At 35.5% G+C, this 25,936-nt stretch carries 21 protein-coding genes and 1 riboswitch; of the genes, 2 read left to right on the top strand and 19 right to left on the bottom strand.

Annotation, left to right across the window (positions count from 1 at the left end; all coding sequences use genetic code 11):
- Positions 1 to 3 precede the first annotated feature (3 nt).
- The 16 genes from ftcD to hutI all read right to left on the bottom strand — a co-directional run bounded on the left by ftcD (position 4) and on the right by hutI (position 19,604).
- Positions 4 to 897: a glutamate formimidoyltransferase gene (ftcD, locus tag ACWPVO_RS06455; RefSeq protein ID WP_005953758.1), complete on the bottom strand. Its 894-nt coding sequence runs from the start codon at positions 895 to 897 to the stop codon at positions 4 to 6.
- A gap of 80 nt (positions 898 to 977) precedes the next feature.
- On the bottom strand, positions 978 to 2,516 hold the full coding sequence (gene hutH / locus ACWPVO_RS06450; RefSeq protein ID WP_005953765.1) for a histidine ammonia-lyase: 1,539 nt from the start codon (positions 2,514 to 2,516) through the stop codon (positions 978 to 980).
- Between the two features lie 443 nt (positions 2,517 to 2,959).
- Positions 2,960 to 3,169 carry a hypothetical protein gene (locus tag ACWPVO_RS06445; RefSeq protein WP_285072548.1) on the bottom strand — a complete coding sequence of 70 codons (210 nt, stop codon included), beginning with the start codon at positions 3,167 to 3,169 and terminating at the stop codon, positions 2,960 to 2,962.
- Positions 3,170 to 3,311: 142 nt separating this feature from the next.
- The gene (locus ACWPVO_RS06440; RefSeq protein ID WP_454207346.1) at positions 3,312 to 3,845 is read right to left on the bottom strand and encodes a hypothetical protein; all 534 of its coding nucleotides are present in this window, start codon (positions 3,843 to 3,845) and stop codon (positions 3,312 to 3,314) included.
- A 110-nt stretch (positions 3,846 to 3,955) separates the two neighbouring features.
- Entirely contained in the window at positions 3,956 to 4,678 is a 723-nt protein-coding gene (locus tag ACWPVO_RS06435; protein ID WP_005953850.1) for an amino acid ABC transporter ATP-binding protein, read from the bottom strand.
- Positions 4,671 to 5,345 carry an amino acid ABC transporter permease gene (locus tag ACWPVO_RS06430; protein ID WP_005953908.1) on the bottom strand — a complete coding sequence of 225 codons (675 nt, stop codon included), beginning with the start codon at positions 5,343 to 5,345 and terminating at the stop codon, positions 4,671 to 4,673. The genes ACWPVO_RS06435 and ACWPVO_RS06430 overlap by 8 nt, the downstream gene beginning before the upstream one ends.
- Positions 5,346 to 5,405: 60 nt before the next feature.
- Positions 5,406 to 6,260 carry a transporter substrate-binding domain-containing protein gene (locus ACWPVO_RS06425; protein ID WP_454207343.1) on the bottom strand — a complete coding sequence of 285 codons (855 nt, stop codon included), beginning with the start codon at positions 6,258 to 6,260 and terminating at the stop codon, positions 5,406 to 5,408.
- A 113-nt stretch (positions 6,261 to 6,373) separates the two neighbouring features.
- The gene (locus ACWPVO_RS06420) at positions 6,374 to 7,174 is read right to left on the bottom strand and encodes a L,D-transpeptidase (protein ID WP_454207341.1); all 801 of its coding nucleotides are present in this window, start codon (positions 7,172 to 7,174) and stop codon (positions 6,374 to 6,376) included.
- 1 nt (position 7,175) lies between these two features.
- Positions 7,176 to 9,992, bottom strand: coding sequence for an excinuclease ABC subunit UvrA (gene uvrA / locus ACWPVO_RS06415; RefSeq protein ID WP_454207339.1), 2,817 nt, complete (start codon positions 9,990 to 9,992; stop codon positions 7,176 to 7,178).
- Positions 9,993 to 10,004: 12 nt separating this feature from the next.
- Positions 10,005 to 11,996, bottom strand: a complete 1,992-nt coding sequence (gene uvrB / locus ACWPVO_RS06410) for an excinuclease ABC subunit UvrB (protein WP_195444930.1) — start codon at positions 11,994 to 11,996, stop codon at positions 10,005 to 10,007.
- A gap of 11 nt (positions 11,997 to 12,007) precedes the next feature.
- Positions 12,008 to 13,609, bottom strand: coding sequence for a gamma-glutamyltransferase family protein (locus ACWPVO_RS06405; protein WP_454207336.1), 1,602 nt, complete (start codon positions 13,607 to 13,609; stop codon positions 12,008 to 12,010).
- Positions 13,610 to 13,768: 159 nt separating this feature from the next.
- Positions 13,769 to 13,921, bottom strand: a complete 153-nt coding sequence (locus ACWPVO_RS06400; RefSeq protein WP_412622379.1) for a hypothetical protein — start codon at positions 13,919 to 13,921, stop codon at positions 13,769 to 13,771.
- A 75-nt stretch (positions 13,922 to 13,996) separates the two neighbouring features.
- Complete coding sequence (locus tag ACWPVO_RS06395) at positions 13,997 to 14,506, bottom strand: hypothetical protein (RefSeq protein WP_250342423.1); 510 nt, start codon at positions 14,504 to 14,506, stop codon at positions 13,997 to 13,999.
- Positions 14,507 to 14,570: 64 nt separating this feature from the next.
- The gene (nhaC, locus tag ACWPVO_RS06390) at positions 14,571 to 16,106 is read right to left on the bottom strand and encodes a Na+/H+ antiporter NhaC (protein ID WP_060800769.1); all 1,536 of its coding nucleotides are present in this window, start codon (positions 16,104 to 16,106) and stop codon (positions 14,571 to 14,573) included.
- Between the two features lie 521 nt (positions 16,107 to 16,627).
- A complete protein-coding gene (locus tag ACWPVO_RS06385; protein ID WP_005956907.1) occupies positions 16,628 to 18,007 on the bottom strand; it encodes a Na+/H+ antiporter NhaC family protein in 1,380 nt (459 codons plus the stop codon).
- Positions 18,008 to 18,338: 331 nt separating this feature from the next.
- Positions 18,339 to 19,604: an imidazolonepropionase gene (gene hutI / locus ACWPVO_RS06380; RefSeq protein ID WP_148466307.1), complete on the bottom strand. Its 1,266-nt coding sequence runs from the start codon at positions 19,602 to 19,604 to the stop codon at positions 18,339 to 18,341.
- A gap of 747 nt (positions 19,605 to 20,351) precedes the next feature.
- Here hutI and ACWPVO_RS06375 point away from each other — a divergent pair.
- Positions 20,352 to 22,343 carry a urocanate hydratase gene (locus ACWPVO_RS06375; protein ID WP_454207955.1) on the top strand — a complete coding sequence of 664 codons (1,992 nt, stop codon included), beginning with the start codon at positions 20,352 to 20,354 and terminating at the stop codon, positions 22,341 to 22,343.
- 108 nt (positions 22,344 to 22,451) lie between these two features.
- The gene (locus ACWPVO_RS06370) at positions 22,452 to 22,952 is read left to right on the top strand and encodes an LURP-one-related/scramblase family protein (protein ID WP_285072541.1); all 501 of its coding nucleotides are present in this window, start codon (positions 22,452 to 22,454) and stop codon (positions 22,950 to 22,952) included.
- Positions 22,953 to 23,084: 132 nt separating this feature from the next.
- On the opposite strand, the gene ACWPVO_RS06365 is transcribed toward ACWPVO_RS06370, so the two are convergent.
- Genes ACWPVO_RS06365 through thiW form a run of 3 tightly spaced genes read right to left on the bottom strand, consistent with a single transcriptional unit; the run spans position 23,085 to position 25,777 of the window.
- Positions 23,085 to 24,476, bottom strand: coding sequence for a hydroxyethylthiazole kinase (locus ACWPVO_RS06365; RefSeq protein WP_454207332.1), 1,392 nt, complete (start codon positions 24,474 to 24,476; stop codon positions 23,085 to 23,087).
- The gene (thiD, locus tag ACWPVO_RS06360) at positions 24,466 to 25,272 is read right to left on the bottom strand and encodes a bifunctional hydroxymethylpyrimidine kinase/phosphomethylpyrimidine kinase (protein WP_454207330.1); all 807 of its coding nucleotides are present in this window, start codon (positions 25,270 to 25,272) and stop codon (positions 24,466 to 24,468) included. The genes ACWPVO_RS06365 and thiD overlap by 11 nt, the downstream gene beginning before the upstream one ends.
- Before the next feature lie 10 nt (positions 25,273 to 25,282).
- Positions 25,283 to 25,777, bottom strand: a complete 495-nt coding sequence (thiW, locus tag ACWPVO_RS06355) for an energy coupling factor transporter S component ThiW (protein ID WP_454207328.1) — start codon at positions 25,775 to 25,777, stop codon at positions 25,283 to 25,285.
- A gap of 28 nt (positions 25,778 to 25,805) precedes the next feature.
- Positions 25,806 to 25,909: riboswitch (TPP riboswitch) on the bottom strand.
- Positions 25,910 to 25,936 lie beyond the last annotated feature (27 nt).

The raw sequence follows: 25,936 nt of genomic DNA, 5'->3' as shown, positions 1-25,936 counted from the left end.
TAATTACTCCTCTATTAAAAGTGTTTCAAGAACTTGTTCTTGCTTAAATCCATCAATTTGCATGTAGTAAGCTGCTGAATCAACAAGAGCTTGTAGTGGAAGAAGTCCAATAAGTTCAGTGTTAACAACAGTTACTCCGTATCTCTTAGCTTCTGATTTTACCATTTCAAGAGCTTGGTAAATTGCAGTTTTTTCGAAGTTAACAAGGTTCATTGATACTTGTGTTTGACCCTTTTCTTCTAGTTCAAGACCGATAGCCTTGCAGAATCTAAGTCCTCCACCAATGTGACGAACTGTTTTTGCAATTTTATCAGCAATAGCTAAGTCGCTTGTATTTAAGTTTACGTTAAATGCGATAAGGTGGAATCTTGCAGCAACAGCTGTAGCTCCTGATTTAACGTTCATTTCTTGTGGACCGTAGTCTGGTTTCCATTCAGGTTCTTTGATTTTGTCGAAGAATCCTTCGTATTGTCCCTTTCTAACCTTAGCAAGGTTCTTTCTATCTGGACTTGTTGCAGCATCTTCATATAGGTAAACAGGAATTCCCATTTCTCCTATTGCCTTACCAACTTTGTTAGCATATTCAACACATTCTTCAGTTGTACATTCAGTTACTGGAACGAAAGGTATAACATCAACTGCGCCCATTCTTGGGTGAGCACCTTCATGTTTAGACATATCGATTATTTCAGTAGCAACCTTTACAGATTCAAGAACTGCAGCTATAACAGCTTCTGGTTCACCAATTACTTCAACAACAAGTCTGTTGTGGTCAGCATCTGGTTGGTAATCGATAAGTTTTACATTTTCCTTTGCTCTAAAACATTCAGTAATTTTTTCAACTTTCTCAAGGTCTCTACCTTCAGAATAGTTTGGAATACACATTACTCTTTTCAATTAATTTTCCTCCTATTAATTTGAATTATTTAATACTTTTTTCTTACTTCTATATTATAAGTTAACTATCTTACTATTTATTAAAATTTTACTACTTTTTCTACTTCTTCAAGAAGTTTTCCAGTGTTAATAAGTTCTTGAGCTTTTTCAAGTTCTTCATAAATTTCGATAGACTTGTCATCTTCGATTAATGCAACTTGTTTTCTAATTACATCGTGAGCAACTTTTGTTCCCTTACCAAGTTGATATTTGTTGTCTTCCATTTCCATTCTGAAATCAAGAGCTTGAGCAGCTATCATAAGTTCAGTAGTAAGGATTCTAGCTGTGTTCTTAATAACTTCTCTTGCTTTTCTTGATGCCCAGTTACCCATAGAAACGAAGTCTTCTTGGTTTTCACAAGATGTTATTGAGTCAACACTTGCTGGGTGAGATAAAGTTTTGTTTTCTGATGCTAAAGCAGCTGCTGCGTATTGTGTGATCATGAAACCAGAGTTTAGACCAGGGTGTTTTACTAAGAATGAAGGCATTCCAGAAAGTGTAGTGTTAACCATTCTTTCAATTCTTCTTTCAGAAACATTACCTAGTTCAGAAACTGCAATTGCTAAGAAGTCAAATGGTTGTGCCATAAGTTCTCCGTGGAAGTTACCACCAGAAATTACCTTACCATCGTGAGTGATGATTGGGTTATCAGTTGCAGAGTTAAGTTCGATTTCAACTTTTTCTTTAACATATTCAAGAGTGTCTTTAGAAGCACCGTGAATTTGTGGCATACATCTAAATGTATAAGCATCTTGTACTCTAAGTTCAGCTGTGTGAGTGATATAAGTTGAACCTTCAAGAATATTTCTTAAGTTTTCAGCAGTCTTAAGTGATCCTGCGTGTGGTCTAATTGTGTGAAGTTCTTCCCAGAATGCGTCGATGATTCCTCTAGCAGATTCACAAGCCATAGCTCCAGCGATATCAGCAATCTTAGAAAGTTTAAGTGCATCGTAAGTTGCAAGTGCTCCAGTTGCTGTAAGAACTGTTGTACCGTTAATTAGTGCAAGACCTTCTTTAGCTGCAAGTGCGATTGGTTTTAAGCCAGCTTTTTCCATAGCTTCTTTACCTGGAAGAAGTTCGCCTTCATAGTAAGCTTTTCCTAATCCAAGCATTGGAAGAACCATGTGTGCAAGTGGTGCTAAGTCACCAGAAGCTCCAAGAGATCCTTTTTCTGGAATAAATGGAACTACGTTTCTATTTAACATTTCAAGAAGTAATTCAATAGTAGAAAGTCTGATACCAGAAACACCCTTTAGAAGTGAGTTGATTCTAATAAGCATAACTCCTCTTACTTCATCTTCAGGAAGTGGGTTGCCAAATCCAGAAGCGTGAGTTCTAATAATGTTTTCTTGAAGTTGAACTGAATCTTCTTTAGAGATACTTACTCTTGATAGAGAACCAAAACCTGTGTTGATTCCATAAACAACTCTTTCTTCTTCAACAATTTCTTCAACGTATTCTCTTGATTTGTTTACATCAGCAATTGCCTTTTCATCAATTTCTACCTTAACATGGTCTCTACATACGGCTACTAATTGTTCAAGATCAAGATCGTTACCTGTTAATACTACTTTGTTCATAATTGTACTCCCTTTCTTTTAATACATTGCATCTTACTTACTAATTCAAAAGAAAATATTAAAGATGAAATATTAAGTCATCTTTTGAAAAAGTAGTTGCCAAAATTTCTTCATCTGCATGGTGAATCCTTGCAAATGTTTTCTAAGTAGATTTTATTCTAAATATAAATCATTGTCAATAATTTTCACAGAAATAAAACTCTATTTGCTTAAAAAGTACAATCTTTTAATACGTTTTCTCAATAGTATGTTTCTCAGCTTGCGTGTTATAATGTAACTTGTTATCTTTTTCCCACAAAAACTACTTTTTAATGTTTTTTATTCAGAAATACTTTAAATAAAATATGTTATTAGTTTTAATCTATATTTAAATTCTCATTAATAAAATCAAGAATAAAGTTTACATAAAAAATGACTTAGTCGCCTAAGTCATAAATTTCATATTAATCTTTCTTTATTAGTCCATAGATAATAAGTCCTATGGAAAGTATAAAGGCAATTTTTAATGTAAGGTCATCTTTAAGATAATCAATTAAATTATTTTGATAAGAGGATGTCAACTTCAAGTCCAAAAGTGGCATGAAGTGAATGAATATTATTAATAAAATAGTCAATACCACGCCAGTTATAATATACTTGTCTCTAGCTTTCATTTGTTTTCTCCTTTCTTACTATTAAATATCCTCCTACAACTTTCTTTGCAGTCCCTTTTGATGTCTCCCTTCCATTTTTATGTACTTCAAAGTCATAATGATTTATCTCAGGGAAAAGACTCAGGCTTGCAAAAGTTTTTCCTTAAACTTTTACTTCAATATCTAAATTAACTTTAATTTTCTTCTCCACATCAAAACCTAGGGAATTAGAAATTATTTTTGGGTCCATGGGAAGGTCTGCCATGTAATCATTTCTTAAAATTCTTTCTCCAATTTTAATTTCAGCATCTTCTTCCTTTTCATTTTTACAAATTGATTGGTAAAGATCACGTCCACTAAATTCTATTGCATCTTTAACTTCTGAAATGTTTTCAATTGTATAGCCTTCTTTACTATTTACTTCTTCTTCAGTGTAGTCAGCCTTATCAAGGAACCTAATGTGTTTTACTTCTGCAATTTCATAGCCAAGACTTTCTTCCATTTGCTTCTTCTTTTCACTTGGCACTTCTAAGATTTCAAAATTTTTATTGCCCTTGCCTTGATTTAAGTTTACTTCTTCTTGCTTATGAACTTTCGAGCCTTCGGTATAGGACCTGTAGACAGTCCCTCCAAGAAAGACTAAGCTTAGGAATAAAAGAGCAAAAAGAATAATTAAATTTTTCATTAAGCACTTCATTGCACTCGCTCCTTAAAAGAATTATATCATAAAAATATTTTCCCTTATTAGATTGCAATAAAAAATGACCTAGCCTTAACTAAGTCATTTGATTTAAATTATCATATTTATTAAAGAACTTTTCCTAAAAAGTCTTTGGTCCTATCGTTTTGTGGATTACCAAAAATTTCTTCTGGGCTACCTTCTTCTACGACGTAGCCGCCATCCATAAAGATAATTCTGTCGCCAACTTCTCTTGCAAAACCCATCTCGTGAGTAACAACTACCATGGTCATTCCTTCCCTTGCAAGGTCCTTCATTATGTCAAGAACTTCTCCAACCATTTCTGGGTCAAGGGCTGATGTTGGTTCATCAAAGAGCATTACCTTTGGATTCATTGCAAGAGCTCTTGCAATTGCGATCCTTTGTTTTTGTCCACCTGATAAAGACTTTGGAAAGGCCTCTGCCTTGTCAGGAAGTCCAACTCTTGCAAGTAATTCTCTTGCCTTTTCTTCTGCCTTAGCCTTTTCCATTTTCTTTACAAGTGTAGGAGCAAGAGTAATGTTATCCAAGATGTTTAAGTTGTTAAAGAGATTAAAGGATTGGAATACCATTCCCATATCTTCACGAACCTTATTTATGTCTATCTTCTTTGAAGTAATTTCTTCATCATCTACAAAGATCTTGCCACTTGTTGGGCTTTCTAAAAGATTTAAGCATCTCAAAAAAGTTGACTTACCTGAACCTGATGGTCCGATAACAACTACAACTTCTCCATCTTTTATCTCTTGGTTTATTCCCTTTAGGACCTCAAGTTCTCCAAAGGATTTTGTAAGATTTTCTACCTTAATCATTTGCAAGTCTCCTTTCCAGACGTCCCATTGCCTTTGAAAGGCTGAAGGTCATAATGAAGTAGATGCAGGCTGTGAATATAAAAGGCCTTACTAGTTCAAAAGTTCCCGATGAAATACTTTTACCTGCGTACATTAACTCTCCAACGCCAACTGTGTAAGTAATTGATGATTCCTTAATAAGTGTTATAAATTCATTAACTAGGGCTGGCAAAATATTTTTTATTGCCTGTGGCATGATGATTTTTCTCATGGCTTGCTTTTCATTAAGTCCAAGAGACCTTGCAGCTTCCATTTGACCATAGTCAACTGAACTAATTCCAGATCTTATAATTTCTGCTATGTAGGCAGCAGAGTTTAAAGAAATAGAAAGGGCACACAAGAACATTGGCGCAGTCAAAAGTGTAAATTGTTCTGGAATAATTTTTTTAAGTCCAAAGTACACAATCATTATTTGCACAAGCATTGGTGTTCCTCTTACGATTTCTATATAAACACTTGATAAGATATTAAATATTTTTAATTTTGATATTTTCATTAGAGCAAGAATTACCCCAAGTGTGAAACCTAAAATGACGCCAATTATTGAAAGTTCAATAGTGGTTATGGCACCATTTAAGTAGGTCGGTAAGTACCTCTCTATGAAAGATATTTGATTCATAATTCCCATTTTATCCCCTTAATTTTTTAAAAATAAAAATTCCCCACATTTAATGTAGGGAATATTTAATTATTTCATTGCCTCTTTATTAGATAGTTCAATATACTCATCAAACCATTTGTCTACTTGGCCTGAATCTTTTAATCCTTTAACAACTTCGTTAACAGCTTTTGTTAAGTCGTCGTTGCCTTTTTTAACTGCTACTGCAAACCCACTGTCATCTGGAATTCCTAGGTCCTTTATAATAACTAGTCCGTCAGCGATTGAAGCAAATTGCTTAGCAGGTAATTCTGATAAGAAAGCTGCATCAATGGACTTGTTCTTTAATTGTTCAATGATGACATTGTTAAGATCAAATCCCTTGCAGTTGTCTCCAAATTTTTCTGTTGCAAACTTGTGTTGAAGTGTACCAAGTTGTGTACCAACAATTTTTCCTTCTAGGTCATCAAAAGTTTTGTACTTGTCTTTGTTTTCTTCAGTTACAAGTAAAACTTGTTGTCCTTTTGAATATTCTTCAGAGAAGTCAACTTGTTTCTTTCTTTCTTCGTCGGCACCCATGCCTGCTATAACCATGTCAACGTCGCCTGAGTTTAGAGAAGCAAGAAGTCCTTCGAAAGCCATGTTCTTAACTTCAAGTTTAACTCCAAGTGAATCAGCAATGGACTGTGCAATTGCAATGTCAACACCTGTGAATTCTTCTTTACCAGATTGGAAGGATGTCCATTCCATTGGCGGGAAGTCTGCTGAAGTTCCAAGAACTATTTTTCCCTTTTTCTTAATAGCGTCAACTGTTGGTCCAGTAGTTGTTATTTCAAACTTCACTGCTTCCTTAGCTTCTTCCTTAGCTTCCTCTTTTTTTCCACAACCGAATAATAAGAGGGCTGTCATTGCAACAAGTGCAATATTAAAAATTTTCTTTTTCATGATTTCCTCCCAATATAATTTAAAATAGCCTTCTAAAGCTTGTGCTTTAAATTTAAAAAACATTATAACGTAAAGGCTTATGATTTTCAATGGCTTAAGACTACTTTATTAAATTAAAATTCTAATAGGTCACCTGCCTGCGCTTCTTCTATTGGGTTCCTATTTTCTTCTATAGGTTTTTGCTTTTCTACTGGCTTTTCTACTGGCTTTGCCTCTGCCTTCTTAGGTCTTGAGAATTGGTAAACTCCCCAAGATTCTAACTCTGCATCTGTTCCCAACCAAACTGGTGCTCCAACCTTCATCTTTGGAAAAATTTCATTTTCTATATCGTAGTTAAACATCCTTATGCAACCATTGGAATAGTAACCACCAATTTGGAGAGGTTTAATGTTGCCATGAATTCCATAACCACTTTTACCAGGTATACTTAAGCCCATCCACCTTTCTCCAAGTGGATTCTTTGGATCATTGGATGCAACTGGAGTGTACTTGCCTCCCATTCCACCCCAAGCTGGGTTCTTGTGCATGTTGTGAATCCTTGCCTTTGCTGATGGCGTTGGAGTAGATCCTGTCCCAAGAGTTACAGGAAACTTTCCAAGAGCTTGTCCACCCTTATAAAGAGTAAGAGTCCTCCTAGACTTATTAACCACTATCCAGTTGCCACTTGTTGGTGGATTAGTTACCATGTCATAAACTTCGTAATTTTCTGTATAAAGAGCCTGCTTTGTCTTAGCGTTCATCCCACCAGTTACAGGAAGGTTCATCCTTGCCTGCCACTTTTTTAGGGAATGAGTTCTCTCACTTCCAGACTTATTCATGAAGTCATTTTGTCTCACAAATCCCTTTGCTGAAACAAAACTTGGTAAGAGACTTAATGCCAAGATAAGGGCTCCCATTTTTTTATTTTTTTTCAAATTAATCCTCCAATTTATTCTTCAAGAATTCTCCTGTGTAAGAATCCTTGCACTTAATAATTTCTTCAGGCCTTCCAGTGAAGATGACTTGACCCCCACCTTCTCCGCCTTCTGGTCCAAGGTCGATTATGTGGTCAGCGCACTTTATAACATCAAGATTGTGTTCAATTGTTATCACGGTGTTGCCCCTGTCCACAAGTTCTTCCAAGACCTTAATTAATTTATTTACGTCTTCTGAGTGAAGACCAGTTGTTGGCTCGTCCAAGATGTAAAGAGTTCTTCCCGTTGCCCTCTTAGATAATTCTGTTGCAAGTTTTATCCTTTGGGCCTCACCACCTGATAGGAGGGTAGAGGACTGTCCCAATTTTATATAAGAAAGTCCAACATCTCTTAGGGTTTCAAGTTTTCTCAAGACTCTCTCGTGGTTTTGGAAGAAGTCAATGGCCTCTTCAACTGTCATGTCAAGGACATCGTAAATATTTTTGCCCTTGTATTTTACCTCAAGAGTTTCGCGGTTGTACCTCTTTCCATGGCAAACTTCGCAAGGAACATAAACGTCTGATAAGAAGTGCATCTCAACTTTTAAGATCCCGTCGCCCTTGCAGGCCTCGCATCTTCCACCCTTGACGTTAAAGGAGAATCTTCCCTTCTTGTAGCCACGCATTTTTGCCTCGTTGGTATTGGCGAATACATCTCTTATTATATCAAAAGCGCCTGTATAAGTGGCAGGGTTTGACCTTGGTGTTCTACCAATTGGCGACTGGTCTATGTCAACAATCTTATCAATATTTTCAAGACCTTCAATGGACTTGTGCTTGCCAGGTTTTATCCTAGACTTGTTTATCTTTTGGGCAAGGCTCTTGTAGAGAATTTCGTTTACAAGAGAAGACTTGCCTGATCCAGAAACTCCTGTCACGCAGACAAATTGTCCCAATGGAAATTCAACATCAATGTTTTTTAAGTTGTTTTCCTCTGCACCTATTATCTTGATGGACTTACCTGTGTATTCCCTTCTTTTCTTGGGAACTTCAATCTTCTTTCTCCCACTTAGGTAGGCACCAGTTATAGACTCTTGAACTTCCATAATTTCTTCTGCAGTTCCTTGGGCAACAATTCTTCCACCGTTAATACCTGCAAGGGGTCCAATGTCTACAATCTCATCTGCAGCAAACATGGTATCCTCATCGTGCTCAACTACAATTAAGGTGTTGCCAATATCTGTTAAGTTCCTAAGAGACTCAAGAAGCTTTGCATTGTCCCTTTGGTGGAGTCCAATACTTGGCTCATCAAGAACATATATTACTCCAACAAGTTGGGAACCAATTTGCGTTGCCAACCTAATTCTTTGTGCCTCGCCACCGGAAAGAGTTCCTGCCATCCTGGATAAGGATAAATATTCGAGACCAACATTTACCAAAAATTCTAGCCTTGACTTAATTTCTTTTAAGAGCTCCTCAGCAATTATCATTTCATTTTTTGTAAACTCTAAATTTTTAAAAAATTCTAGGGACTTGTCAATGGACAATTCTGTTAGTTCATGGATATTTAGACCTCCAACCCTTATTGCAAGAGATGAATCTTTTAATCTTGTTCCATGACACTTAGGACATGGGACTTCTTCCATAAACTCGTCAATCTTATCTAGCATCCTATCAGAGCTTGACTCAGTATATCTTCTCTTTAAGTTTTTTAAAATTCCCTCAAAGCCTCCAGAGTATTTTTTCTCTCCAGAGAAGTAGGAATTAAAAGTAAAGCTAAGTTTTCCCTTGTAGCCTTCAAAAATTGCCTCAATAAATTCCTTTGGAGCATTTTTTATTGGTTCCTTAGTAGAAAAATTAAATTTCTTTGCAATTTGTGAAATTATTTCATAATAATAAGTTCCCTTAGAGTTAGAGTAGCAAGCAATTGCCCCCTCATCTATGGAAAGGTCTTTGTTGGGAATAACCAAATCTCTTGAAACTTCTTTTGAAAATCCAAGTCCCTTACACTCGTCACAGGCTCCCATAGGAGAGTTAAAAGAGAAGGATCTTGGAGTAACTTCTTCTATTATAATGTTGCAGTGAGGACAGGCAAACTTTGTGGAGAAAATCATATCATCTCCATCTATTACATTTATCTTTGCTATCCCATCACTTAGGTTTGTTGCAATTTCTAGCGAATCTGCAAGTCTTGACTCAATTTTTTCCTTTATTATTATCCTATCAATGACAATGTCTATGTCGTGATTTTTATTTTTTTCAAGTTCAATTTCTTCCCCGATGTCGTGCATTTCTCCGTCAACTAGAACTCTTAAAAATCCATCTTTTTTTATTTTTTCAAAAACTTTTTTGTGTTGACCCTTCCTATGTCTAACAACTGGAGAAAGAATTTGGATCCTTGTCCTCTCATCTAGTTTCATAATTTCGTCCACCATTTGGTCTATAGTATAGGAAGAAATTTCTCTTCCACACTCTGGACAAAAGGCATGACCAACCCTTGCATACAAGAGCCTTAGGTAGTCGTAGATTTCTGTAACTGTACCCACTGTTGACCTTGGGTTCTTTGACGTAGTCTTTTGGTCAATGGAAATTGATGGACTCATGCCTTCGATGTAGTCAACCTCTGGCTTGTCCATTTGTCCCAAGAACTGTCTTGCATAGGAAGATAGAGATTCCACATACCTTCTTTGACCTTCTGCATAAATTGTATCAAAAGCAAGGGATGACTTGCCCGATCCAGAAAGTCCTGTGAAAACTACAAATTTATTTCTAGGAATTTTAAGGTCAACATTTTTTAGATTGTTGACCCTGGCTCCCTTTACTATTATTTCGTCTTTCAATATAACACCTCTTTAAAGGATGGCAGATTTTTTCTTCTCCCTTAGATCCTTTATCTTGTCCCTAATTTCAGCAGCCTTTTCAAAATCAAGTTCCTCTGCTGCCCTGTACATTTCAGGTTTTAGGGCATCTATCATTTCATTTATTTCATCCTTAGTAAATTCATTTTCTTCATCTTTAATATCTTTAAAGTCAATGGACTCTTCTGCAGCAATGGCAGTATTTATGACTTCACGAACACTCTTGACTATGGTCTTTGGAGTGATTCCATGCTCTTCATTGTATTCTTCTTGAATTTTTCTTCTTCTAGAAGTTTCATCAATAGTTACCCTCATGGAAGGAGTTATAGTATCTGCATACATAATAACTTTTCCGCCAGCATTTCTCGCAGCACGACCAGCAGTTTGGATAAGTGATGTGACAGAACGAAGGAAACCTTCCTTGTCTGCATCAAGTATGCAAACCCTTGAAACCTCTGGCAGGTCAAGACCCTCTCTCAATAGGTTAATTCCAACGAGGACGTCAACCTTGCCAAGCCTTAGGTCTCTTATTATCTTCATCCTCTCCAAGGTATCCACGTCAGAGTGCATGTAAGTAACCTTATACCCAATTTCCTTTAAATGTCTTGATAAATCTTCAGACATCCTCTTAGTTAGGGTTGTGATAAGGACTCTTTCTTCCCTCTCAATGGCTCCATTTACTTCATTTATAATATCATCAATTTGATTTTTAATTGGCCTTACTTCTATTATTGGATCAAGAAGACCTGTTGGCCTAATAATTTGTTCAACCTCTTGCTCAGTGTGTTCAAGTTCATAGGGTCCTGGAGTTGCAGAAACATAAACGCATTGGTTCATCATTTCTTCAAACTCATTAAATCTTAATGGCCTGTTGTCTAAAGCCGAAGGAAGTCTAAAACCATATTCAACAAGGGTTTCCTTACGTGCCCTGTCCCCATTGTACATACCCCTAATTTGTGGAATAGTTTGGTGAGACTCATCAATTATTGTCAAGAAGTCCTTTGGAAAATAATCTATTAATGTATAGGGTCTTGAGCCTGGAGCCCTACCTGATAAGTGCCTTGAATAGTTTTCTATGCCAGAGCAAAATCCCATCTCAGACAACATTTCCAAGTCGTACCTTGTCCTTTGCTCCAACCTTTGAGCCTCTAAAAGTTTTTCTTGGTCCTTTAAGACCTTAAGTCTTTCCTCAAGTTCTTCTTCTATTGTTACTATGGCACGCTTTACCTTTTCTTCCGAAGTTGCAAAGTGAGATGCTGGAGTGATGTAGGCATGGTTAAGATAGTGGAGGACTTGGCCTGTCAAGGCATTTACTTCTGTTATCCTATCAATCTCATCTCCAAAAAATTCGACTCTAATAGAATTTTCTGATGATGAGGCTGGGAAGATTTCCAAAATATCCCCACGAACCCTAAAAGTCCCACGCTTAAATTCATAATCATTTCTAACATATTGGATGTCAACAAGCTTACTCATGACTTCGTTCCTGTCCCTTATCATGCCAGGTCTTAGAGAAATCGCCAACTTTTCATAATCAATTGGGTCCCCTAAGCCATAGATGCAGGAAACTGACGCAACAATAATTACGTCCTTTCTTTCGAAAAGAGCCATAGTTGCAGAGTGACGAAGTTTATCTATCTCATCATTAATAGAGGAGTCCTTCTCAATGAAGGTATCAGTCCCTGGCACGTAGGCCTCTGGTTGATAGTAATCGTAATAAGAAACAAAGAATTCTACAGCATTCTCTGGGAAAAATTCCTTTAACTCAGAGCAAAGTTGGTAGGCAAGAGTCTTGTTGTGGGCAATTACAAGAGTGGGCTTTTGAACCCTCTCTATTACATTTGCCATGGTAAAGGTCTTGCCCGAACCTGTTACCCCAAGTAGATTTTGGTGCTTGTAACCCTTTTTGATACCCTCAGTTAATTTGTCAATTGCTTGAGGTTGGTCACCTGTGGGCTTGTATTCAGAATGAATTTTAAATTCCATTTAATCACCTTCTAGTAAGAAAAAATATTGGAGTCAGTCCTCTTTTCTGTTCCACCAATATAAACGTCTTTATCCTTTAAAATAATCTGGCCCCTACCCATGTCTTTGAAGTCACTTACAACTTCAACTTCGTGGCCGAGATTTTTTAGTTCATCTATTATTTCAGGTCCAAAGTCCTTTTCCGCCTGAATCTTTTTGTCATTAATCCACATGATTCTTGGCGCATCAAGGGCAGCTTGTGGATTTAAATTAAAATCTATCATATTCATGAGGACTTGGACATGGGCTTGAGGTTGCATAAAGGCTCCCATTATTCCAAAGGCTCCAAGTGCCTCCTTATTTTTTGTCATAAAGCCAGGAATTATTGTGTGATAAGGAAGCTTTCCTCCATCAAGTGAATTGGCAAGTCCTTCTTCAAAATAAAAGTTTTCAATCCTATTGTTTAAACTTATCCCAGTTCCAGGTACGACAATACCTGACCCAAAGCCAGCGTAGTTTGATTGAATCATTGAAACCATGTTGCCATCCTTGTCAGCAGTTGCAAAATAAACTGTGTCAGAAGAATTAATTTTAAAAGCTTCAGGACTTTTTGCCCTGTCACTTATTTTTACCCTCCTGTCATCAGCATAGTCCTTAGACAAGAGCCTTTCTATTTCAATTTTCATCTTAGCTGGGTCAGCCACATAGGCCTTAGCATCAGTAAGAGATAATTTTATGGCCTCAATAATATTGTGAAGGGTCTTAGGGTCTTCACGGTCTTTAATTTCCATTTCACTTAAAATGTTCAGAGCCATTAAGACAGATATGCCGTGGCCATTAGGAGGAATTTCCCAAATATCAATTCCCTTGTAGTTGGTAGAGATTGGATCAACGTAGCTTGCTTCAAATTCTCTTAAGTCATCAAGACTTAAAAAACCTCCAAGCCTTTCAACTTCACTTGCAATTTTTTCTGCAAGCCCTCCTCTGTAAAAGGATTCTCCCTTGGTATCACGAATTTCTCTCAGGGTCCTTGCCAAGTCAGGAGACTTAAAAACTTCTCCAGCCCTTGGAGCCCTTCCATTTATAGTAAAGGACTTGAAAAATTCCTCAAACTCATCCCTATTTAAATTTTTATATTTTTCCACGCTCTCTCCCCAAAGTTTTGCGATTTGAGGAGTAACTGGATAGCCCTCTTCTGCATAAGATATTGCAGGCTCAAAAATTTTATCCAGGCTGAGGCTGGCAAAGTCTTCATGAACTTTCATGACCCCACCAATAAGTCCCGGTGTATTAATTACATTTACCCCACATGAAGGCATTTTATCGTAGCCCTTTTTTCTCACTTTTTCAATAGAAATATTTTTAGGACTTCTGCCACTGGCATTTATTCCATAGAGCCTGCCTTCAAAATAAATTAAGGCAAACATATCTGATCCCAGTCCATTACCTGTAGGCTCAACTACTGGCAAGGCCATTGATGCCGCAAGGGCAGCGTCAATAGCATTTCCTCCTTCAAGGAGAATTTTTGCCCCAGCACTTGTTGCATAGGGTGACGATGTGGCAACCATTCCATTTTTTCCAAAAATTGTCCTTCTTGTTGAAGGATAGGGATAGGAGTTGTAATCAAATTTCATTTTATCATCCTTTAAAATATTTCCATGAGTTTAACTTCTATAAAGTCTTAAACAAAAGCAGATTAACCTATTTAAGTTAATTTGTTTTTATAAATTTATATTTAAATTCATATGACGAACTTTCTAAATAAGTGTCTACTAACAAAGTTTATTCTATAATTAAAGAGTAAATAATTCAACTTCTAGGAACTTATAAAGTCTTATTAAGTTCTTGCATTTTATAAAGCCATAAAAATCTATGAAGTCACTTCCTTTCGCAGAGTTAAAATTTTTTACGAGTCTATAGCTTTCTATAACTTCGCAAATTTTCAATAACTAATCTTCCTTTATAATTTTAAACAAGAAAAAAGAGACCTCTCACTTGAAGTCTCTCAAAAATTTAATTTACTATTTCTTTTTTTTAGATTTTTTCATACTTTCTTTAAATCTCTTTAAATTTTGCTTATATTCATAGGCATCGTAAATTTTTATTTTTTTGTTATGGCTTTTTGCCACTTCAAAGACCCTATCTTGATCATTTTCGTCGAAGAAGAATCTCTTTGTGACATCACCCTTAGTAAAATATAAAAGAATCTTACCCTTTTGATTAGGCACTTTTTCATAAGTTATAGCATCGATCTCTGACCACTCCCAAAGCTTGTAGGTCTTAGTGATTTTCATATCAGTGTACATCTCAAGGCCTTTGGAGCTTGCTGCCACATATCTTTTTGTAATTAGGGAAAGCAAGAGGAGTAGGGCAAGGACTACTGTCAACTTATACTTTGTGAATATGCCCAGTATAATCAAAAGAGAAGTGATCATGTAGGCATACTTTTCAGAAAATTTATTTCTAGGATTTACATATACGTATTTAATTGCTTCGCTGTCGTCATCCCAAGGTAATTTTATATCTGACACATAATCACTTCTTTCTATTATTTACATTTTAAATTTTAATTTTTTATTAGCACTTAATATTTAATTAAGCGTTAACCTTTGGAGCCTTACCTTCTGCTCTTAATTTTTCAAGTTGAGCAAGAGCATATTTGTGTGCTTCTTCAGGAGCCTTAGCTGCTTTTCTCATAGTAGTTTTGCCAAATACATTTGTATAAGCTCCGTCAGCCCAGAAGATATTTCTGCCCATGAATGCAGTTAAACAAGCATAGATTGGATTTAGTAAATTAACAAAGGCAAATGGGAAATATACAAATGGGTTCATTCCTAGTATACCTGATTGGTAAGCACCACAGGCAGTCCATGGGAACATACATGCCCAAAGTGTACCAGCATCTTCAAGTGTTCTTGAAAGCATATTTCTTGCAAGACCAAGTTCATCATACTTGTTGTCGTATAAAGGAGCTGGAACACCGATTCCTAGGAATTGGTCACACATTGCTGCGTCACAGAAGATTGATGTAAGCATTGTTGCGAATACAAGTCCACCAACAGTGTGAATTTTATGTTTAACATTGCCAAAAATTCTTTCAACAGAACCACATTTTTCAAGAGCACCACCAAAGGATACTGCAAGTAAAATTAAGTTAACTGTCCACATTTGATGGTCCATACCACCTTTTGCAAGAGCCTTATCTACAAATTCATTTCCAGTTTCAACAGATGGTCCATAGTGTAGCACGCTAAAAATTTCCGCTACATTGTGATGACCTTGGAAGATAACTGCAAATAATACACCAGTCACTACAGAAATAATAACGCCTGGAAGTCCAGGAACTCTTAAAATACAAACTGCAACGATAACTGCTATAGGTAAAAGTACTAGTGGGTTAAGGTTAAAGTTTGCTGCAAGTGAATCTTCAATACCTTGTGCAATTGATGGATCATAATTTACAACATCAATTCTTGATCCAAGAATTGTATAAAGGATTAGGGAAATTATAAATACAGGACCTGTTGTAGAAACCATTGCTGTTACGTGGTCAAATAATCCTGTTCCAGAAACACCTGATGCAAGGTTTGTAGTATCAGATAGTGGAGAGAATTTATCTCCAACATAGGCACCAGAAATTACCATACCTGCTGTTAGTGCAGGGCTGATTCCAAGACCAACACCTATTGTCATAAAGGCAATACCTATTGTACCTGTTGCTGTCCAAGATGAACCACAAGCAAGAGATACGACTGCGATAAGCATACAACCTACTGGTAAGAATAATTGTGGTGTAAGTAATTTCAAACCGTAGTAAATAACTGCTGGAATAGTTCCTGATATCATGAAAGATGATATTAATAGACCTACTGTAAGTAGAATTAAAATTGCTTCAAGAGTAGCTGTAAGTCTTTCGATTATACCTTCTAACATGTCAGAAAAACTGTGTCCACAAATTCCACCTACTATGCATGCAATACAAATTGCAATTACTAGTGGCATGTGAGCTGCGTCGTAACCGCCATCAGAAAAGTTGAAAACATATACCATCAAACATACCATTGTAATGATTGGCAAGAACGCTTCAACAATACTTGGTAGTCTAACAGTTTTTTGACCGTCGTTCTTCATAAAATAACCTCCTTAAAACATATTGTAAGGCACGCTATAAAGTATTTAGTGTGTCTGCGATACAGTATATGAAATTTTTGTATCGCTGCAAATGTTTTCTAGCTTCATCTTACTCCTGCAAGAAGTATAAGTCAATAATAATTTATAAAGATTTTTTTATTGTATTTTATTTAATACAATAACTTTCCTTGTTTTTATGCTAATTTATTAAACTAGCTTAGCCTTTATATATGTAAGATAGTATTTTTAAAGATTTACAGCTTCTTAGTTAAAAGTATTAAATCATTGTATTTTCGAGTTTTACAATTTCATTATTATTAATTCTATTTTAAGTATTATATGTTTTATTTATTGATTAATGGATTGTCTATAGTTTTGTATAATCTTTTTAAGGATAAAGTTTTCATTTAGACTTTTTTTAACTAAGACATAATTAGGATTACTTATTTAATAACAGATAAAAAAACAGGCACTTAAGTGTGCCTGTCTTAATGACTAAAGTCAAATTTAAAATTATTCTATTAAGATAATAATACTGATCCGATTACACCACCGATTACTAGGAATACGTCAAATGCGATAAATGTAGGTACGCAAGTATCCATAATGTGATCGTGTTGTCCGTCAGCGTTAAGACCAGATGTAGGTCCCATTGTTGAGTCAGATGCTGGTGATCCTGCATCTCCAAGAGCTGCTGCTATACCAATTAAAAGTATAATAGCTGATTTAGAGAAGCCTAATTGTTGAGCTAGTGGAACGTAGATTGCTGCTACTACTGGGATTGTACCGAAAGATGTACCGATACCCATTGTAATAACAAGACCAATTGCTAATAGAACAATTGCTGATACTACAAGTGAAGCGCCTTCCATCATAGCTGCTGTGTCATTAACTAGGTGAACTACTGCACCTGAAGTGTTAAGAACATTAGCATAGCCACCTGCAACTAACATAACGAATGCGATAAATGCCATTAGGTCAAGTCCACCATTAACCATTTCATCAATTTCCTTCCATTTAATTGAACGAGTAATTAATAGGAAGATAATTCCAATTAATGCTGAGAATGGAAGGTTAGTTGTAATGATTTGAACTATAAGCATTGCTAGAGCTGAAATTAATGCTCCCCAAGCTTGTCCAGTCATATGAACTTCTTGATCAAGAGAAATAACTCCTGGGATTTCAACGTCATCATATTCTCTGTCTTTTCCGTAAAGAACAAATACTACAAAGATTAAACCAATTAACATTGAAAGTCCACCAATCCACATTACTTTTTGAGTATCTGCAACTGTTGTTGGCATACCTGCATCTGTCATGTTTGATGCGATAATGTTGTGGAAAATAAGTCCAAATCCTGCTGGGATCGAAATGTAAGGTGCCTTTAATCCAAAGCAAAGAGCTGATGCAACTGCACGTCTGTCAATCTTTAACTTATTCATAAGTCCTAGTAGAGGTGGAATTAGAATAGGTATAAAGGAAATGTGAACTGGTAAAAGGTTTTGTGAAAAGATTGATATAAATGCTATAAGGAAAATCAAATAAAATTTATTGTTTCCTACTAACTTAGAAATCTTTTTAGCAAGTATAGTAATAAGTCCTGATTTACCAATTGAGTATGCGAACATACCGATTAGGATATAAGCAAGAGCTGTCTCTGCCATTGTTCCCATACCGCCAATGATTGTTCCAATAATTGCATCGCCTTCAGTTCCAAATCCTGGAAGCTTTCCAACTGTATTAGCTTGCCAAGAGTCTGGGTTAAATACGTATAGTGGCATGCCTGCAGTTAATCCTGCAACAACACCTGCTACTAAAAGTGAAAGTAGTACGTTAAGCTTTAACATACATAAAACTACGAGTAATAGTACCGATACTACTACGGGGTTAAATAATAACATATTATTCCTCCTTTGAAAATGTTTTCTTTATTTTCTCATATTATTGTACTTTTGTCAATAAACTAATTCTCTATTATGATAAATTATACAATCCTTTAGTCTAAATATTCTATTAATTTATTAAAGTGGTAATTGCCAACTTTTACTATTTTACTTGTTTTTATGAGGTATCATATCTTTTTATTTCATCTCTCTTATGCAAAATTCATAATACTGTTTTATAATATAAACTATTGTATTTTTTATTTTTAAAAATAAACATTATTTTGTGCAAAAAATAAAGGAGCCGAAGCTCCCTTATTTTAAAATCCTATATTGTTTTCCTGCTTAATTATTTTACAAGCTTTCTATCTTCAACAACTAATTCTCCATCAATATAAACTTGTTTACATAGGTTTGTTGCGAAGAAGTAAAGTGTGTAATCAATGTTGTGTGCATCAAAGATTGCAATGTTTGCCCTCTTGCCCTTGTCAAAGGATCCAATAGTTTTTGCCCTGTCAACAGAGTAAGCAGCGTTAATAGTTACTGCATTATAAACTTCAATTGGTGTAAGTTTCATTTCTAGGCAACCAAGTTGCATGATGAATTGAAGGTTTGCTGTTGGACATGATCCTGGGTTAGAGTCTGTACATAGTGTAATTGCCATTCCCTTATCAAGCATTCTTCTTGCTGGTGCATAAGTGTCTAGCATAAGTGAGAAAGTTGTTCCTGGAAGAAGGTTGCCAATTACATTTGCCTTTGCAAGTGTTTCAATTTCTTCATCATCAACTACCATTAAGTGTTCTGCAGAAACTGCTCCAACCTTAGCAGCAACATCTACCCCACCAACATTTTCAATTTCATCTGAGTGGATTCTTAGTTTAAAGCCATGTTTCTTTGCAGCTTCAAGAATTCTTTCAGATTCTTCTGCTGTAAATACTCCCTTTTCACAAAATACGTCACAGAATTCTGCAAGATTTCTCTTTGCAACTTCTGGCATCATGTCGATAACAATGTCAACATATTCGTCTGGGTTATCCTTATATTTTTCGTGAATAACGTGAGCTGCCATAAATGTTGTGATAAGTTCTGTTGGGAAATCTTCATTTAATTTTTTAAGAACTTCAAGTTCCTTTAATTCTGTTTCAAGAGTGATTCCGTAACCACTTTTTGCTTCAACAGAAGTTACACCATGAACTAGCATGTGTTCAAGAAGGTTTCTTGTTTTATCATAGAGTTCATCAAAGCTAGCTGCATCTGTTGCCTTTAGTGTAGAAAGAATTCCTCCACCAGCTTCAAGAATTTCAAGATATTCCATTCCATTAAGCTTCATGGCAAATTCATTTTCACGACTTCCACCATAAACAAGGTGAGTGTGAGCATCAATAAGACCTGGAGTTGCAGTCTTGCCTGTAAGGTCAACTATTTCAGTCTTGTCATCTTTTAATTTTTCGTAGCCATTACCTTCGCCAACTTCTAAAATCTTACCATCTTTAATAGCAATGTAAGCATTTTCTAAGATGTCAGCTTGGTTCATTTCTTCTCCCCTAAGTGGTCTACCAATATCCCTTGGTGAGAAAACCTGTTCAAGATTAACTAATATTTTATCCGCTTTCATAAATTCCTCCTTTTTTCTGTCAATATCTTAACACATATTATATACCCAATAAATATGAAAATATTTTTATTTAGATTTTCAAAATATTTTTGACCTTTTATAGCGGTATTTTTACAATTATTTTTATAGATAAAAATTTCAATATTATATTTTTAGAAAAATATTTTCTTACTATCTTAAGTTTTAATTTTTATTTTTTAGGAACTCATCAAGTGTAATGACTTTATAAATCTTTGTGACTTTATAAACTTCTTTAGATCTATAAGTATTTGCAACTTTAAAATTATCTGTGACTCTATAAGAAGTCACAACTTAATATTAAACCATGACTTTATAAAGATTTACGACTTTATATTTATTTACAAGTTTATATTTATTCGCCACTTTATGATCCCTTGTCGCCTCATAATAATTCTCAAGTCCATAATCTTTCGCATCAATTATAGAGTAAATATATGAGATAATTTTTCATGTCCTTGTAAACTCCTTTCTATATATAAATTTGAAAACGATTCATTTCTTCAATTTATCATGGTAAATTAATTGGGTTTTTTAGGGAATTATGTCCTTGACACTTGAGTTTTCAAGGCAATTTAAGAAAATTAATCACTTTTTTGAGATATTTTTAAAAATTTAGGAAATTAATTTCCCTTTGTATTTACTTTTCAATTTTTTTATTTTATAATGACTAATAAATGGAGGTTGATAAAAGTGATAAATAATCATAACGCAGAAGTTCAAAAGATTATGAAGGTAGAAATTTCAAACCTTCCAGAAAAAAAATCTTTTGAACAAGGAATTAGAAGAGCTCCTGATAGAGGATTTAGACTTTCAAAGGATCAAACTAAGATTGCTCTTAGAAATGCTCTAAGATATATCCCAGAAAAATATCATGAAGAACTTATTCCTGAATTTTTAGAAGAACTTACTACTAGAGGAAGAATCTACGGATACAGATTCAGACCAGAAGGAAGAATTTACGGTAAACCAATTGACGAATACAAGGGAAATTGTTTAGCTGGTAAAGCTTTCCAAGTAATGATTGACAACAACTTAGACTTTGATGTTGCTTTATATCCATATGAACTTGTAACTTATGGAGAAACTGGTTCAGTTTGTCACGATTGGATGCAATACAACCTAATTAAACAATATCTTGAAATCATGCACGATGACGAAACTCTTGTAATGGCTTCAGGTCACCCACTTGGACTATTTAAATCAAGAAAGAACTCTCCAAGAGTTATAATCACTAACGGTCTTATGATCGGTGAATATGACAACCTTGAAGATTGGGAAGTTGCAGAAGAAATGGGCGTTACTAACTACGGTCAAATGACTGCTGGTGGTTGGATGTACATTGGACCACAAGGTATCGTTCACGGAACTTACAACACAATCCTTAACGCTGGTAGATTAAAACTTGGTCTTGGAAATGAAGATAACCTAGCTGGTAAATTATTCATTTCTTCTGGACTTGGTGGAATGTCTGGTGCTCAAGGTAAGGCTGGAGATATCGCTGGTGCTGTTTCTATCATCGCTGAAGTAGATATTTCAAGAATCGAAACTAGACTTGAACAAGGCTGGATTAAGAAACTTGCTGAAAGCCCTGAAGAAGCTGTTAAGCTTGCTACAGATGCTCTTGCAAAGAAAGAAGCTCTTTCAATTGCCTTCCACGGTAATATCGTAGACCTTCTTGAATATATGGAAAAAGAAAATGTTCATATTGACCTACTTTCTGACCAAACTTCTTGCCACAACGTTTACGATGGTGGATATTGTCCAGTAGGAATCACTTTCGAAGAAAGAACTGAACTATTAAGAACTGATAAAAAGAAATTCCACGAACTTGCTGATAAAACTCTTAGAAGACACTTTGAAGTTATTAAGAAACTTACTGAAAAGGGAACTTACTTCTTTGACTACGGTAACTCTTTCTTAAAGGCTGTATATGATGCAGGTGTTAAAGAAATTTCTAAGAATGGTAAAGACGATAAAGACGGATTTATTTGGCCTTCTTACGTTGAAGACATCATGGGACCACTTCTATTTGACTATGGATATGGACCATTCAGATGGGTTTGCCTAAGCGGTAAACACGAAGACTTAGTTGCTACTGACCACGCAGCTATGGAATGTATCGATCCTAACAGAAGATACCAAGACCGTGACAACTACAACTGGATTAGAGACGCTGAAAAGAACCAATTAGTTGTTGGTACTCAAGCTAGAATCCTTTACCAAGATGCTAAGGGTAGAGTTGCAATAGCTCATAAATTTAACGAACTTGTTAGAGAAGGAAAAATCGGTCCTGTTATGATGGGACGTGACCACCACGACGTATCTGGTACAGACTCACCATTCAGAGAAACATCTAACATTAAAGATGGTTCTAACGTAACAGCTGACATGGCTACACAATGTTTCGCAGGAAACTGTGCTAGAGGTATGTCACTAGTTGCTCTTCACAATGGTGGTGGAGTTGGTATTGGTAAATCAATTAACGGTGGATTCGGTCTAGTTCTTGACGGATCTGAAATGGTTGATGAAATCATCGATCTTTCACTTACTTGGGACGTTATGAGTGGTGTTGCTAGACGTAACTGGGCTAGAAACGAACACGCTATCGAAGTTTCAAAAGAATTTAACGAAGATAATGAATTCGGACACATTACACTTCCTTACTTTGTTAAGGACGAATTAATTGATAATGCTGTTGATTCACTAAATCTTGACTAATATCAAAATATTTCAACCCCGCAGGACCTTGTGGGGTTTTTTTATTGTAAAAGCCTTCATAAACTTATAAAATTAATTTAAGATATAGTTTTAGTCTAAGGAGGAGTAATGAAAAATTATTATTTCAAAGAAAAATTTTTTAAAATTACAGACCACTACCCTATATTAGACGACGATGGAAATGCTGCCTATTATGTAAACCAAGATTTTACTTTATTAGGCTACAAGTCAAGTCTTTCTGATGCAAATAAAAATCCCATCTTTGACATTGACAAAGATATTTTCAGTCTCTTTCAAAAATTTAATGTAAATTTTACTGACGGAAGATATATGAGAGTTGAATCAAAATTTAGCCTTTTAAAAAGAAAAATTGACGTAGACTATGATGGCGAGATTTTAAATTTGCAAGGCAGTTTTTGGGACATGAATTTTGACATTTATAAGGGTTCTGACTTAATTGGCGAAATTGAGAAAACTTTATTTGCCATGACTGACACTTATAGGCTCACAGTTCACGACGATAATTATAGAGAAGCTCTCCTTGCCCTTACCCTTTGCCTAAATAATATTAAGGACACTGCTAAATCAAGATCTAATTCTGCTGGCTAAAAAATATAAATAATACAAGAAAATTTAAAGTAAAAAATAAAAATCTGCTAAAAAATTTGATATGTACCCTCTTTACTGGACAAACCAGTAAGGATGGTAGATATCATAAAAGTCCTAGCAGATTTTTTTATATTATAAAATTTTTAATTTCTCTATTATTTCTATTACATTTTTCTCTACTTCATTCTCTTCAAGAGAAAAAATTCCACTGGACATACAAAGGCCAGGGATATCCTCCCCCTTAAATAAGTCTAGGTTTTCCTTGTTTATACCACCTATTGGAAATGCAGGTATCAAAACACTATCTCTTATTTCCTTGTATCTTTCCAAATTAATCATTGATGCATCTTTCTTGGTTTCTGTTTCAAAAAAAGCTCCAGAACCAATATAAGATGCTCCCATATTTTCTGCCTCTATTGCAAGCTCAGTGGTTTTTGCTGTAGCACCAATTATTGGGTCTCTGCCCAAAATTTTTCTTGCAAGATAAATTTCTTCATCATCTTGTCCTAGGTGAAGAGACGTTTCATATTCTTTGGCAAGTTTTAAATTATCGTTAAGGATGAAGAGACAAGTTTCTTGAATTTCTTTTTTTATCTTTAATATTTTTTCTCCAAGCAAGGCTTCGTCTGAGGTCTTATCCCTTAGCTGATAAATTTTCATGCCAGCTCTTGTTGCATTTTTTATTTTTAACAAATCATTGCCATCAGAAATTCCATATAAGCTTGGTCTCGCAAATTTATAGCTTGGCGATAAAATTTCAATATCTCCACTTATTTCCTCAAGCCTTTGAATTTTACTTATTATATCTTGAGCATTTATACTTCCATCAACTATAACTTCTCTTGCAAGCTGCCTAAAAAATATTGACGAAATAGCACAAGCCTTTAGGTTTGACATGGGTGCAGCCAAAAGTGAACCTATCATTGCTGATTCCATATCCCCAAGCCCACTTATTTTTCTCAAGCTATCATTGCCACCTGGTATAGATATAAGCATGTGAGAGTTAGCTATTACTTCATACTTGCCACTTACGACAAGTGTTGCCCCAGTTTTTTTATTCACTTTTAGTGCAAGTTCTATAAAGTCCTCTTCAGATAAATTTTTATCTCTTGAGTCTATACCAGCAGAGGCTTTTCCCCCAGCCAAATAATTTATTTCATTAAAATTTCCTCTAATGACATTAAACTTAAAATTGTCCAGAAGGTATTTTGCCAAATTCCTTCTTATCTTGCTAGATCCAACTCCAACTGGATCAAGGACAAGGGGAATATTATTTTCTTTCGCTGTTTTTGCTGCGATTTTAATTGCTTCAATCTTATCTTCATTTAACATTCCCATATTCAAAACTAGGGCTAAAGATTTTTTTGTAATTTCAGATACTTCTTTTGAGTACTCTGCCATCATTGGACTTGCACCTATGGAGAGGGCAAAGTCAGCTACCCTTCCCCTAGTAACCCCATTGGAGATAATATGTACTAAGGGAGCCTTGTCCCTTAGTTTTTTTAGATTGCATTTAATTTTCATCTTTATCACTCAAATTGTACATATGATAGAGAGGACCTCTGCCCCTTCCTATATCAAGACCAAAGGTTATTGCTCCACTTAAATATTTTTTTGCATCTCTAACTGCATCAAAAAGATTTTTTCCCTTGGCAAGTTCGCATGCCAAAGCACTGGAAAGGGTGCAGCCAGTTCCATGTGTATTTTTATTTTCAATATTCTTTCCCTCTATGAGAAAGATTCCATCTTCATCACAAAGAAGGTCATCCTTTGATCCCTCAAGATGTCCACCCTTAATTAAGAAGGCTGTCCCATATTTTTCAAGTAAAAATTTGCCTGCTTCCTTCATACCATCGTGATTTTCAATTTCTTTCCCATAAATAATCCCAGCTTCAATAAGATTTGGAGTGATTAAGCTAACTTTATCAAAAAGAACTTCCTTCATCTTCTCAACTGTATCATCAGGCACAAGGGTAAAGCCACTTGTAGATGTAATAACTGGGTCTAAGACAATGGGAATATCCTTCAAATATCTATCAATTACTTCCCCTATAACTTCTACCTGACCAGGGCTTGCAAGCATTCCAATTTTTACAGCATCAGGAAGAATGTCATCACAAATAGATTCAAGTTGCTCCCTAAGTATTCTTTCATCAAGACTTAATGAGTCTTGGACTCCCAAGGTGTTTTGAGCTGTTATGGCTGTAATTGCACTCATCCCATAAAACCTATATGCACTTATAGTCTTTAAGTCTGCCTGTATGCCTGCACCACCACTGGAGTCAGATCCCGCTATAGTGAGGATTTTTTTAATTTCCATTTCTACTTCCTTATAAATTAAAATATTTGTTAAGCTCTGTGTTTTTAATTCCTAAAATAATTATTATGGCAATTATTGAGCCACCAAGGGTACTTACAGAAAAAGGAATAAGCATTCCAAATAATGCCATTTCTTTTCCTAGCACAAACTTAGCAATAGGATAAGCTAAGAGTGCACCAATAAGACCTGTGCCAATTACTTCCCCTAAAAAGGCAAGGGAAAGTTTTTTTGTCTTGTAAAATAAAATTCCTGCAAAAAATGCGCCAATCATTGAACCAGGAAATGCCATTAAGGATCCTGTTCCAGACATATTCCTAATAAGTGATGTACAAAAGGCAACAAGGACTGAGTAGAGTGGTCCCAATAGGACAGCTGATAAAACATTGACCATGTGTTGAATTGGATAACATTTTGCAAGACCCACAGGTATATTTACAAAGGAAAAAACAACGCCAAGGGCAACAAAAAAAGCTGCCATAGTCAACTTCTTAGTATTAGATTTCATATTAACCTCCCGAGAAATGTTGACAGAGCAGCAAAAGTCCTTATATCCCTACGTTGGCATTATCCAAATCAGGTAACGGTCGAAATTAACAATTTCCTCTCAGCCTGTCAACAAGCTCCCTATTTTTATTTTTTATTTTCTAATTAAATTATCTTTCAT

The organism is Peptoniphilus sp. Marseille-Q6390 (assembly GCF_965119475.1).
This window is presented reverse-complemented; position numbering and strand designations above follow the sequence as displayed.